The following is a 13,202-nucleotide window of genomic DNA, read 5'->3' as shown; positions in this document are numbered from 1 at the left end:
CATGACTGCAGTACCAGAAGAAACACAACCGGAACAGAGTCAGACTGTATCAGGCGGCAGCCTGGCAGTGCGCCTGCCTTTCAGTTTTGCAAAACGTTATGGCGTTCTGGTCGACGCCAGCAGCGATACTTTGCACGTACTTCACAAAGAGGGGCTGAATCCTCAGGCGTTAATGGAAGTTCAGCGGCATCTGGGCCGTCCGTACAACCTTGAAGCAATTCCAGACGACGAATTCGATCGCAGGCTAGGGCTTGCCTATCAGAGCGATTCCTCCGAAGCGATGGAGATGGTTGAAGGCCTCGGTGATGATATGGACCTCGCCAGCCTTGCAGACTCAGTTCCCGAAACGGAAGACCTGCTTGAGCAGGAAGGCGACGCGCCGATCAAGCGCCTGATTAATGCTTTGCTTACTGAAGCCGTCAAAGAGAGCGCCTCAGATATACACGTTGAAACCTACGAAAAACGCCTTGTTGTGCGCTTCCGTGTGGATGGCGTATTGCGTGAAGTGGTTCAACCGAAGAGAGCACTGGCCGCCTTGCTCGTCTCCCGGATTAAAGTCATGGCGAAACTCGATATCGCCGAGAAACGTGTCCCTCAGGACGGTCGAATAGCGCTTCGCATTGGCGGACGGGAAGTCGATGTTCGTGTTTCTACCATGCCTTCGAGTCATGGCGAACGTGTGGTTATGCGTCTATTGGATAAACAGGCAGGGCGACTGAGTCTTGGTCAGCTCGGCATGTCTTCCCGTGATCTTCAGACAATGCGCAACATCATCAGTAAGCCTCACGGTATCATTCTGGTGACCGGCCCTACTGGCTCAGGTAAGACCACGACGCTGTACGGAGCACTCAGCGACCTTAACGATACCAGTCGCAACATCCTGACCGTCGAGGATCCGGTTGAGTACAGTCTTCCGGGCATTGGCCAGACTCAGGTAAACCTCAAGGCCGACATGACCTTTGCGAAGGGGCTGCGAGCGATACTGCGCCAGGACCCTGATGTTGTAATGATTGGTGAGATCCGTGACCTGGAAACGGTTGAGATCGCCATTCAGGCTTCTCTTACTGGTCACCTTGTACTGTCGACGCTACACACAAACACCGCTGTAGGTGCCATCACCCGACTACAGGACATGGGCGTGGAACCATTCCTGCTCTCATCATCTGTGATTGGTGTTATTGCTCAGCGCCTCGTTCGCGTTCTGTGTGACGACTGCAAAGTACCTGCAGTCGCGGATAGTGCAGAGTGTGAACTGCTCGGCATACCGGAATCCGAAGCTCCCGTGATTTATCACGCAAAGGGCTGCGACAAGTGCAATCAACTCGGTTATCGCGGTCGTCAGGGGATCTACGAGATCATTGAAGTGGATGAAGGTATGAAGACCCGAATTCACGACCAGGTCGGCGAGCAGGAACTCGAAGCCCATGCTCGACGGCTTGGGCCAAGCATTCGCCAGGATGGCATACGCAAAGTTCTGGGTGGTCACACCACGATTGAAGAACTTCTGCGGGTAGCAAAAGGTTAATGCATGGCAGCGTTTGAATATCAGGCTCTGGACCTTAAGGGTCGCCAGAAAAAGGGCGTTCTGGAGGGCGATAGTGCACGTCAGATCCGCCAGCAGTTACGCGAAAAAGGGTGGATGCCGCTCGAAGTGTCACCCTCCACAGCGAAGCAGGCAAGTACGGGCTTCAGCCTGTTCAATCGGGGGCCTTCGTTATCTGTTTCGGATCGTGCATTGCTTACCCGACAGCTGGCCACCCTCATTGGCGCAGGCTTGCCGATCGATGAGTCGCTGAAAGCGCTTGCCGATCAGACCGAACGCCAGAAAACCAAAGCCATGGTATTGGCCATTCGCGCAAAGGTTCTGGAAGGCTACACACTTGCGAAGGCGCTTGAGGAATATCCTCGTGCTTTTCCATTACTGTTCCGTTCAACGGTCAGTGCCGGTGAGCATTCAGGCAATCTTGCGCCTGTACTGATTCGTCTTGCGGATTATTCCGAGCGCTCACATGAGTCTGCCCAGAACATCCGCAATGCGGCGATCTATCCAGTACTGCTTACGTTCGTAGCCACCGCATTGGTTATTGGCCTGCTTACCTATGTTGTACCCGATATTGTCGAAGTCTTCGTGAAGAATGGACAGGAACTACCCGGCCTGACGCAGGCCATGCTGGACGCCAGTTATTTCCTCAGCAACTACGGCATCTATCTCGCTGCAGCTATCGTGCTGGCATTAGTTACGTTTGCGCAACTGATGCGACAAGAGAATTTCAGAAGCAAAGTACATCACCTTATTCTGAAAACTCCCTTCATCGGGCGCTTTGTGCGTGATGTGAATACAGCGCGTTTTGGCAACACTCTCGCCATTCTTACCAGTAGTGGTTTGCCTCTTGTTGAAGCGATGCGGATAGCCAGTGACGTCGTGCTGAATCTCCCTATTAACCGTTCACTGAGCGAGGCTACGGTTCGCGTTAGCGAAGGGGGGAGCTTGCATAAGTCGCTTCAGGAAACACGGTACTTTTCACCCATCATGCTGCACATGATTGCCAGCGGCGAAAGCAGTGGTGAACTGGATAGCATGCTGGCCCGTACCGCAGAACAGCAGGAAAAGGCCCTGGAAAGCACAGTCTCAGGACTGGTATCGATCTTTGAACCTGTCATGCTTTTATTTATGGGTGGTGTCGTGGCGCTTATCGTCGCTGCGATCATGTTACCGATTCTCGAATTACAACAAATGGTGCAATAGGAGTTAATTCATGCGTCAGTCTCTAGCTAAGAAACAAAAACAAGGCGGTTTCACCCTGATTGAGGTGATGGTCGTTATCGCCATCATCGGCGGCATCCTTGCCATGGTTGCCACCAACATTATCGGCTCGGCTGATCAGGCTCGTGTGGATACCACCAAGAACCAGATCAAGCTCATAGAAGGTGCGCTGGATATGTACAAGCTACATAACTTCCGCTACCCAACCACAGAACAGGGGCTTGAAGCACTTGTGCAGAAGCCGTCCTCATCGCCAGAACCAAAGAATTACCAGAATGGCGGCTACCTGAAAGGTGGTAAAATGCCTGTCGATGCGTGGGATAACGAATTCCTGTACTTCGAGGACAAAGGCAAGTACGAAATCATTTCATTGGGTTCGGACCAGGCTGAAGGCGGCGAAGGCGATGCTGCTGACATCAGCAATCTGGATATCTGATTGGCATGAGGCAGCGCGGTTTTACACTGGTTGAGGTTATGGTGGTGCTGGTCATTGTTGGCCTGCTCCTTTCCATGGTGAACCTTAATTTCAGTGACCGCGCTGCTCAGCAGGAAACCGAACAATTTGCCCAGAAGCTGGATGTCGCTTTCAATAGATACAGAGAAGAAGCTGTCTTTCAGAATCTGGATCTCGGCGTTGCCTGGATTCCCGGCGAGTTCAATCTGGTGGGTTTTTACGACCTCCGACAGAAGAGTGTTGCAGAAGGCCTGACCGAAGAAGAGCTATCAAGACTCTCGGAAAATCCATGGACCCCGATTGATGCCGCTCTGGCTCAATCCATGAGCATCCCTGAAACAATAGACATCCGCATTCTGGTTAACGATGAAGAGCTTGATCCGCCAGAAGAGCCCGATGAGAACGGAGCAATTCCCGCTCTGATTTTTCTGTCTTCAGACGAGTACATTCCCTTCGTTGTTGAGCTCACGCACCCTGATGATGAAAGTTTTGTAATACGGCTCATCGGAGACGGGATCGGCCCCGTCAGGCGCCGGATGGAGCGTCTGGATGTCTGATTTTCATCGTTCAGGGTCACGTCAATCCGGGTTCACGCTGCTCGAAGTTATGGTTGCGGTCGCCATCTTCGCTGGTATCGCGATTACGATTTCCGATACAGCAAGCATGCGTGTAAACAACCTGTTGAGCATGCGAACCATGACACTGGCTTCGTTCGTTGCCGAAAACCGCCTGACCGATATACGCCTTGCGGGTGTACCACCACAGCCTGGGGAAACCAACGATATCGTTGAGATGGCCGGTCAGGAGTGGCACCTCTTTACTGACGTTACAAAGACCCAGTTCCCCGGTCTGGTGCGCATTGATGTTGCGGTCGCACCAGAGATCACTCCGGACAATCCCGTCATTACGCTGTCGACGATCATGGGGCCGAACTGATGATTTCCCGCGGTTTTACGCTCCTTGAGGTATTGGTTGCTGTCGCTATATCTGCGACCGTCGGCATTGCAGCTGTCCAGCTTCTGAGCAACATATCAGGTGTGAATAAAGCATCTATTGAGAAAGCCGATGATCTGGCCGCTCTTCAGCGATTGAACCAGGTAATGGGGCGCGATATGGGCCAGTACATCAACCGCTCGGTACGGGACGAGTACGGAGATGCTATCCCGGCACTTATGATCGGTTCAGGCGATTACCCAATAGAGCTTACGATTGCAGGCTGGAGAAACAACCCGGTGACAGAAGATCCGAGAGCCACTCTGCAGCGCATAGCTTATCGGAGCGAAGACATTTTTTCTGAGCCCTGCGAACCCGCACTGGAGCGAATTGCGTACGAGCAGGGCCTGGACCCGGATGATGCTGACGTTGAAGGCGAGTGTTTGGTTCGTTATTACTGGAAAGTCCTCGACCGGGGGGATGTGTCAGATCCACTGTCTCAAGTCGTTTATGACCTGATCGAAGACGTTCGGTTTGAAGCCGTTGTGTCGACACCGTCCACTACCGACATTCCAGAACTCAACTCCGTCGACTACTGGCCCCCGGCCACAGAGGTAGAAGACGCTCGCATCGCAGCGATCAAAGTGTTCTACACGGCGCCCGGGTATGGAGAAATAATGCGACAATGGCCGGTCAGTAATGAATAGTTATCCTAGTCTGCGATCCGGCCAGGGCGGTATGGTACTGCTGATGGTGCTCCTTATATTCTCGGTTGTCGCCATCCTCGCGACCTCAATGATTGAGCGCCAGGCGATTGATATTGAACGCTCCCAGACTCTTTTTACTCAGCAACAGGCACGTCTGTACGCACTGGGTGCGGAGTCGGCAATGCGCACCGGCCTGTTTATGGACTGGGAGGCCGATAGCGGAATTGACCACGCAGCCGAAGAGTGGAACGTCGAAAGGACGTTTCCGCTTGATCCAGGCGTGATCACCATCCGAATACAGGATGCGCAAGGGAGGTTTAACCTCAATAGTCTTCTGCCGGGCGGCAATGCCACCGTTTACGAACAGCGCTTCCGCAACCTGCTGAGCCTCCTGGGGCTCGAGGTAAACATCGCCAGCGACTGGGCTAAGTGGCTGAATCAGGAAAGCAACGTCGACAGCAAGTACCTGTCGATGGACCCCGGCTACAGGCCTGCTTACCAGGCCTGCAGCCATAGCAGTGAGCTAATGCTTATTGAGGGCGTTGATCTGGATGTCTACGCCAAGCTTGAGCCCTTTATAACGTGTTTGCCAGCAGCGGTTCAGCTCAACGTAAATACAGCGCCTGACTTTGTTCTTGCTGCACTGGACAGTCGCCTGACGTTAACTGATGCGGAGCAGATCATTGCAGGGCGAGGCGGCGAAGGTTACGGAAGCGTCCAGGATTTTCTGGGATCTGCGCCGATCAGTAATCTTCGTACAGAATCGCCAACTGATGATGGCACAGGCAGGCCGGATGCGGTGACTCCGTTAGTTGAAACGGATTTCTCTGTCACCACGGAGTATTTTGAGATGTTCGCACGTATTGATCTTAACGGTCGCATAGGTACTGTAGAGGCCTTAATACGGCGAAATATAGCCGATGGTAAGATGGATACCATCAGAAGAGATTTTTCACGCCGGGCTGCACGCGAAGCCTGGTGATATGCACGCGTAAGAGTGACCGATGAATAGCAAAAATAACCGGGTTGAGTGGGCCGCAGATCAAGGTGTCTGGCTAATCACAGAAACCGCAGGCAACCCACCACGTAACCTTGAAGACTGGGCGGAAGAGCAGACGGAGATGAGTAGCGTCTCGCTGGTGCTTTCTGCGACCAACTATGCGACTCACTGGGTGTCATTGCCGGGAGTCAAGGGTCGCCACCTGAATCGCGCGCTGCCCTTCGCACTTGAGGAAGTACTGATCAGAGACGTCAGCGACTACACCGTCGTGCCTGGTGGTAGCCTGGGTGGCAAGCATAAAGCTTATGTTGTGGAATCTGATCTGGTCGATCGATTGATCGAATTGCTGGCAATTCACCATTTGCGTTTAAGTGTTCTGTATCCTGAAACCGCAGGATATGCCGGAAGCCAGATCGTACGCTCAAAGTCAGGCTGGATCGTTAGTCTCGAGGGTGTGTTCGAAGGTTGGGTTCCAGACGCCGCACTGCCAGCCGTACTGGAGGGCGTCAGCGATAAAGTCCAGGGTGAAGAGCTGACGATCAGCGCATCCTCTATGGATGAAGGTAATCTGCTGAAGACCACCATATCAAGCGGTTACCCGGATTCCTTTGATAGCATCTCTGTCAGCACATCCAGACCAGAAACCAAAGAAAATGCGATATCCCTTCTTCAGGGTAAGGCAGCCACGGCCGGGCGCGAGAAGAAGCCTGCGCCGTGGTGGACTGGCATTGCCAGTTTCGCAGCGATCTTCGCTGTATTCGCGTGTGGTTTTCTTATTGTCGACAACCACCGTACCGCTGAACAGATTGATATGGTTTCAAACAGCAGTCAGAAACTTTACAAGCAATGGTTCCCGGGAGAGTCCACCAGCAATTACGAATCACGCTTCAGACGAAAATTACGCAGTGAAGGTGACACATCGGACAGTGCGGGTTTTGATAGTTTGATGGGTAATGTCGCAGCCGCATGGGCAGGCCTGGATCAGAGCAAGGGCAGCATATCCATTCAGAGCATTCGTTACTCTGAGCGGATTGGCGAGTTTTTAATCGATATAGATGCACAGCAGCAGTCTGACCTACAGGCATTTAAGGCGGCTATCGAGGCACGCGGGCTAACGGCTGAAATTTCTTCAGCGAAAGCAGACAAGGACATCGTCAAAGGACGCGTTAAAGTGGGAGGTGCCGCATGAAAGCACTCGACAAATTACGTTCATCATTCGAAAGCGACCCGCGGATTCAGCAGGCAAGGGACTGGTATCACGCCCAGACACCTCGTGACCAGCTTATTGTTCGAGGCGTGGCGATCCTGCTTACCCTCAGCCTGGCATTCCTGATTCTGGTGCTGCCCCTCATACAGCAGAATACTCAGCTCTCGACGACACTGAATGCCAAAATGAGTTTTTACAATACCATGGCTGATAATGCGGGGCGGTTTGCGCAGGGGCGAGGTGCCAGTGCTGCGGCTTCGAACACGCCACTTCTTGCCCTCGTCAGCCAGCAGGCTCGTAAAAGCGGCGTAACGCTGACCCGATACGAGCAGGACGGGGATTCTCTGCGTGTCTGGGTCGACGGTGCGGCTTTCGATGAGGCGATAACCTGGATGGAAGAACTTGGACGTCAGTTCGGCGTCAGGGCGACACAGGTCAACATTGATCGGATAGGCGATGCTGGTCGCGTGAATATTCGTGCAACCTTTTCTAAGTAGATGCGTCAGAACAGCTGCCTTTCGGCCTTCTTGCTCTGAGTAATTACTACTCAGAGTAAAAGCACACAGAATGAACCGCTCGAAGTAAGAGCAACCAAGGTATTTAAATAAGGGTATATATCATGTCTGAACAATATGACCTGGTGGTTATTGGGGCGGGTTCTGGAGGCGTTCGGGCAAGCCGGATGGCTGCTGCAACAGGAGCAAAAGTCGCGGTCATTGAAGATATGTTCCTTGGCGGCACCTGCGTCAATGTCGGGTGTGTGCCTAAGAAGCTGTTTGTCTATGCGAGTCAATTCAAAGGGCATATTGAGCATGCGAGCGGCTTCGGTGTCGATGCCAGTTTTAACGGTTTTGACTGGTCGACACTGAAATCCAATAAAGACAATGAAATCAATCGCTTAAATGGAATATATGAAAGTATTCTTGAAGGCCCTGGCGTTGAAATTATTCGCGGGAGAGGCACAATTGCCGGCCCTGGAAAGGTCGAAGTTAACGGTAAAATACTCGAAACAAAGAGAATTCTGATCGCTACCGGCGGCTGGCCATTCAAGCCCGATATTCCGGGCGGCGATCTGGCCATGGATTCAAACGACGTCTTCGCCATGGATACTCTGCCAGAGCGTATTGTCGTTGTTGGAGGTGGCTATATAGCCGTCGAGTTCGCCGGTATTTTCAATGGCCTCGGCTGTGACACCCAGCTGCTGTATCGTGGTGACCAGATACTTCGGGGTTTTGACAATGAGGTCAGGCGCTTTGTCACACAGGAAGTCGCCAAGGCTGGCGTAAAAATCCGCACCCAGACAGATGTAGAAAGAATCGAAGAAGATGGTGATGAAAAAATCTGTCACCTCTCTGATGGCTCAACACTCCGTTGCGACCTGGTGATGATGGCAACCGGTCGCAAGGCAAAGACGTCAAATCTTGGCCTTGAGGAAGCCGGTGTTGAGCTTCGCAAGAACGGCAGCATCGTCGCCAATGAGCGATTTGAAACCAGCGTACCCGGAATCTTCGCCTTAGGAGATGTGATCGACACACCCGCTCTCACTCCGGTTGCTCTTGAGCAGGGCATGGTCTTTGTTGACCAGCAGTTCGGAGAAGGCAAACGCACCCTGAATTACGAGCTTATTCCAACGGCGGTATTCTGCCAGCCCAATATCGGCACTGTCGGTATTTCTGAAGAGGAAGCAGGTGAGCGCCATCCTGGTGACATCGACGTTTACACGTCTGAGTTCCGGGCACTTAAGCATACTCTGAGCGGTTCGTCTGAGCGCACACTCATGAAGCTTGTCGTTAAACGTTCTGAAGACCGTATTCTCGGCGCCCACATGGTTGGCGATGAAGCAGGTGAAATCATGCAGGGAATCGCAATTGCGATGCAGGCTGGCGCAACTAAATCTCAGTTTGACGCCACTCTGGGCATTCATCCAACCGGAGCGGAAGAGTTTGTAACGATGAGGTCTGTCACCAGAGAGCTTTGATCGTATCCGGGCTTGCGTTATCTCAAGCCCGGACATCCCAGTCCCGTCTGCCATAACGGAGCCCCCCAGCGATTTAAGGGGGCTAAAGTGCTGACAGAGGGGCAGTTATCCGTTCAGCCGCAGAACACCAGTCGCACACTATCGAGTACTAACTGAGAGCCCTTAATTGCCTCAAGAACGGCATCTCGCTCTGATTCAATCGAGGCAACTTCGGAACGTGACACTGAACCACTCCCTTTTGCCAATGCTTCCAATCGATCAATCCTGATCTCATACGCCTCCGCTGCCTTTGCTGACGCTCGATCTACCATCTTACCAAGCTGGCCCATGCCCATTTTCTCCAGCTTGCTGATCAGTGGTCTGACCTGGGCTTCTTTCTGCTCTACTAAGCCACGCGCTGTGCCACGTTTCAGAGGCAAGACAAACTGCCCTAGATCAGGCTCGTTAACCTTCAGGTCACCGGTCGGCGTCATAGTCAGGTGCATAGCATCCGGTGGCAGGAATCGTTCGATCTGCAGGGCGCGGGCAGCGGGACAGATCGCAGCAAACTGCAATTGAATAAAGCAGTCACCGGTTGTGAAGTCGTGATTTTCGATATAACCAACAGCGGCATTGCCGACAGGACTGGTTGTAAGAAGCTCAAGCGCCTGGTCAACGAACGGATGCTCCCAACTCAGGAACTGAACATCATCCCGGCTCAGAGCGACGTCACGCTGAGTCGTCGCCATAAATCCATCTTCAGGCAAGTGCGGCAGGTCTGGCACCAGCATATGATCGCCCGGCGCGATAGAAATACACTCACCGCCAAGGTCTGCAACCTCTAAACCAAAGGCGTCGGCGAACAATTCGATGAAGTCGTTCAGTTCAGCCTCATCTTCAATGTGCTGAATTGCCATAGCCTGTGCTTGCTGGCGAGCACGCCCAGGCGGGCAAGAGTGAATCTCGAGCAGCCTGTCGCGGCCCTGTTCGTACTGAGTTTCGAGAGCCTGACGTTCTGCAGAAATTGTCTCTGCCAGAGAGTCAGCCGATTCATCCGCGAGCACCACCGCCTTAACCTGACCTTCATATTTTTCCAGAAGAGGCTGGGCGGTAGGGTTAGGGTGACTGAAGCAGTCGAATGCCTGATCCAGCAGCGAGGCCCAGCGCTCAGTGGCGTGCCCTTCAAACACAGGGATGTGGATGTTGATGTCCTTTTTCTGACCAATGCGGTCTAAGCGACCAATTCGCTGTTCAATCAGGTCACAATTAAAAGGCAGGTCGAACAGGATCAACTGGGACGCGAACTGAAAGTTACGCCCCTCGCTACCAATTTCGGAACATATAAGAAGTCTTGCACCTTGTTCCTGATCAGCAAAGTAAGCAGCGGCACGATCACGCTCAACCATATCCATATGCTCATGGAATACTGAGCAAGGAACAGCGTGCTTCTCCCACAGAAACTTTTCAAGATCGAGCACTGTGTCTGAATCATGCGTTATCAGAACGAACTTCTCTGACTTATTCTGAGCAAGCACATCAAGTAGCCATTCAACGCGACTATCCACTGAACACCAGTCATAAAGACCTTGCTGCGGATGCAACTGATCTGGGCTGTCGGCAAAATCTGTCGGCAACGGCAAGCGAACGATATCAGGAAGTCGCGAGGGGAATCCGGCAACGCCGTGGCGGGTGTTTCGGTAAAGTGCACGTCCCGGACCGAAGCGATCAATAAGTGCGTTGAGAGCGCGCTCATCAGATTCTTTCTCATGGTCAGCGATACTGCTATCCAGAAGCGCTCGCTGCTCGCTTGTCAGTTCATCACCAGAGTCGAGCGCTGAAGCCAGCTCTGCGTATGGCCGATACTTATCCTGCTGTTCGAGGAAGGCCGCCAGAGAAGGATAACGATCCGGGTCCAGCAGGCGAAGCCGGGCATAGTGCCCCTCAATGCCGAGCTGTTCTGGAGTTGCCGTCAGTAGCAGAACCGATGGAGCGATATGTGAAAGCTGTTCCACCAGCCGATAGCCGTCATCCTGATGATCCTCAGACCACTGCAGATGATGAGCTTCGTCGACAACAACCACATCCCAATCCTCGGAGAGAGCTTCGGCTGCTCCAATATCAGTAGTCGCCAGCGACAGTGGGCATATGAACATCTGCCCCGAGGAAAAACCATTTCCTTCGATGAAATCGGCTTCTGTCGCGACATTGAAATGAAGATTGAAGCGGCGGACCATCTCCACAAGCCACTGATGCACAAGGTGATCAGGCACCAGGATCAGGACTCGTTGCACCCGATGCAGCCGGACCAGACGATGCAATATCAAACCTGCTTCGATGGTTTTACCGAGCCCGACTTCATCGGCAAGCAGAACGCGAGGCAGCGCATCCTGAGTGGTTTGCTCTGCGATATGCAACTGATGTGGCAACAGGTTAGTTCGCGCGCCTAGCAAGCCGTAGTAAGGGCGGCTGCGCAACTCAGCGATCCGGGCAAGTGCAGACTGTCTCAGCTCGAACAGATTGTTATTGTCTATCTGCCCGGTAAATAGTCGATCAGAGGGCGCATTCATCTGAATGGCCGCAGCCAGCATGGTTTCAGGTATATCCCTTTCGCCATCGCCATAAAACAGAATGTCGTCAATTTCAGTGACTTCCGCCACTGTAAACAAGCTACCATCCTGAAGTGGAACTTCATCTCCCGGTGCAAACCGGATTCGGGTGAGGGGCGCACCCTGAATAGAGTAAGTTCTCGACTCATCCGCGACAGGGAAGTAGACGGTGACCATTCTGAAATCGACACTTTGAATAAGTCCCAACCCCAGATCTGTTTCGGCTTCACTGATCCATCGCTGACCAACTGCAAACATAGCTAATAAATAACCTGATATATCGCGTGATAGGCCGCCGGAAAATGCGGCGAATGAGAGGCCGCGGATTTTACCCGATACACGGTTATATTCCTACCTAAAGGCTCCGACTAAAGGCACTGACAGGCCAGTACCTTCCGGATTATTCAGGGCCCGCACCAATCAAGTGGCATAGTGCACAAGATTCAGGCGACGGGTGCGCTTTCGATACTCGAGTGTAGAGCCCGGCCAGTTGTTAGTGTTTTTACCTGTATCTGTCTGATACCAACTGGTACACCCCTGGGCCCAAACCGTAGATTTCATTCGCTCCTGTATCTCGCGATTGAACTCATCCTGAACGTTCTTGCGCAAGTTAAGAATCAGCTCTAGCCCCGAGTTCGGCTGCAGTGAGAATTGTGTGCGATTTGATCGCTCTATATTCGATAACCCCTTACCGCAAGCCAATGAGCTTGCCCATAGTGCGGCCATAGATCAATGTCGGCAACTACTTGAACTCCGCCGAGGGCGAGAGGGATTTTCAGCCGCCGTAAGAGATCAGATAATGGTCAGCGGAGGCTGCATGCCAACGATAGATGAAGTCAGCACGGCTCTTCATATGACTCCCCGAACCTTGCGGAGACGACTCTCCGTTGAAGGGGTGACCTATACCGAGCTCCGCGATGAAGTGAGGATGTCACTTGCGGACGACTTACTCTCTGGGCCACAACTCAGCATCCCTCAGATTGCTGAGAGACTCGGATACGCCGAGCCGACGAGCTTTATTAATGCATTTAAGCGCTGGCATGGAACAACGCCACATTCGTACCGCTTAAAAAGCAGGGGTTAGTCGATCTTAATAGAACAGCAGGCCGTTAGTAGATTGAAACATAACATAGCAACACCCACATTAATTCCGATAATTGTTATTATCGGAATAGAATCAACAAGAGAATTTGAGCTGCCTTTCGCGAACGGTTCGACCAAAAAACCGTACCGATTGGCCTTAGCTATGCCTGAACTAACCCCCCAATCCTTAATTCCACCCACAACTCAGGACGTATCCAGTCTCTTGTGCTTACCGAAATAAAAACGTCCCCTGATTTTGAGCATACGCGCATCAAACGAACAAGCTGCGGACTTAAGCCTTTATCTTTCAATCAGTTGGCGCATTCTTCTAAGTCATTTTCTACAACTAAACTCATAAGAAACTGCACCGCAATGCCCCCCTAAGAGGGGTACTGCGGATTTCCCCTCGTAAACGGACAAATGCCTTTGTAACCCCCGCCACTCCTGGCCTCCAAGAGGGGGTTACTCTCAATTTTCTTATTGTTGCGGAG

General features: G+C 52.5%; 12 protein-coding genes. 11 read left to right on the top strand and 1 reads right to left on the bottom strand.

Annotated features, from left to right (window positions below):
• Position 1: 1 nt before the first annotated feature.
• From gspE to gorA, 10 genes are all read left to right on the top strand, one after another.
• Positions 2-1,525, top strand: a complete 1,524-nt coding sequence (gspE, locus tag BW941_RS15710; protein WP_076517681.1) for a type II secretion system ATPase GspE — start codon at positions 2-4, stop codon at positions 1,523-1,525.
• Positions 1,526-1,528: 3 nt separating this feature from the next.
• Positions 1,529-2,746: a type II secretion system inner membrane protein GspF gene (gene gspF / locus BW941_RS15705; protein WP_076517679.1), complete on the top strand. Its 1,218-nt coding sequence runs from the start codon at positions 1,529-1,531 to the stop codon at positions 2,744-2,746.
• 10 nt (positions 2,747-2,756) lie between these two features.
• Positions 2,757-3,200, top strand: coding sequence for a type II secretion system major pseudopilin GspG (gene gspG, locus BW941_RS15700; protein WP_068438701.1), 444 nt, complete (start codon positions 2,757-2,759; stop codon positions 3,198-3,200).
• A gap of 5 nt (positions 3,201-3,205) precedes the next feature.
• On the top strand, positions 3,206-3,775 hold the full coding sequence (gene gspH, locus BW941_RS15695) for a type II secretion system minor pseudopilin GspH (protein WP_076517677.1): 570 nt from the start codon (positions 3,206-3,208) through the stop codon (positions 3,773-3,775).
• Positions 3,768-4,154: a type II secretion system minor pseudopilin GspI gene (gene gspI / locus BW941_RS15690; RefSeq protein WP_076517675.1), complete on the top strand. Its 387-nt coding sequence runs from the start codon at positions 3,768-3,770 to the stop codon at positions 4,152-4,154. The genes gspH and gspI overlap by 8 nt, the downstream gene beginning before the upstream one ends.
• Positions 4,154-4,858: a type II secretion system minor pseudopilin GspJ gene (gspJ, locus tag BW941_RS15685; protein ID WP_076517673.1), complete on the top strand. Its 705-nt coding sequence runs from the start codon at positions 4,154-4,156 to the stop codon at positions 4,856-4,858. Before gspI ends, gspJ begins: the two co-directional genes overlap by 1 nt.
• Entirely contained in the window at positions 4,851-5,840 is a 990-nt protein-coding gene (gspK, locus tag BW941_RS15680; RefSeq protein WP_076517671.1) for a type II secretion system minor pseudopilin GspK, read from the top strand. Before gspJ ends, gspK begins: the two co-directional genes overlap by 8 nt.
• 22 nt (positions 5,841-5,862) lie before the next feature.
• Entirely contained in the window at positions 5,863-7,047 is a 1,185-nt protein-coding gene (gspL, locus tag BW941_RS15675) for a type II secretion system protein GspL (protein ID WP_076517669.1), read from the top strand.
• Positions 7,044-7,562, top strand: a complete 519-nt coding sequence (locus BW941_RS15670) for a type II secretion system protein M (RefSeq protein ID WP_076517667.1) — start codon at positions 7,044-7,046, stop codon at positions 7,560-7,562. Before gspL ends, BW941_RS15670 begins: the two co-directional genes overlap by 4 nt.
• A 122-nt stretch (positions 7,563-7,684) precedes the next feature.
• Entirely contained in the window at positions 7,685-9,043 is a 1,359-nt protein-coding gene (gene gorA, locus BW941_RS15665; RefSeq protein WP_076517665.1) for a glutathione-disulfide reductase, read from the top strand.
• 113 nt (positions 9,044-9,156) lie between these two features.
• Here the strand turns inward: gorA and rapA are convergent, their stop codons facing one another.
• Positions 9,157-11,886: an RNA polymerase-associated protein RapA gene (rapA, locus tag BW941_RS15660; RefSeq protein WP_076517663.1), complete on the bottom strand. Its 2,730-nt coding sequence runs from the start codon at positions 11,884-11,886 to the stop codon at positions 9,157-9,159.
• A 559-nt stretch (positions 11,887-12,445) separates the two neighbouring features.
• Between rapA and BW941_RS15650 the strand changes: the two genes are divergently transcribed.
• A complete protein-coding gene (locus BW941_RS15650) occupies positions 12,446-12,712 on the top strand; it encodes a helix-turn-helix transcriptional regulator (protein WP_076517661.1) in 267 nt (88 codons plus the stop codon).
• Positions 12,713-13,202: the final 490 nt, after the last annotated feature.

The sequence above is a fragment of the Thalassolituus maritimus genome, assembly GCF_900156675.1.
In the GTDB taxonomy this organism is placed as follows: domain Bacteria; phylum Pseudomonadota; class Gammaproteobacteria; order Pseudomonadales; family Oceanobacteraceae; genus Thalassolituus; species Thalassolituus maritimus.
Note: the sequence above shows the minus strand (reverse complement) of the source record. Positions and strands in the feature narration are given on the sequence as shown.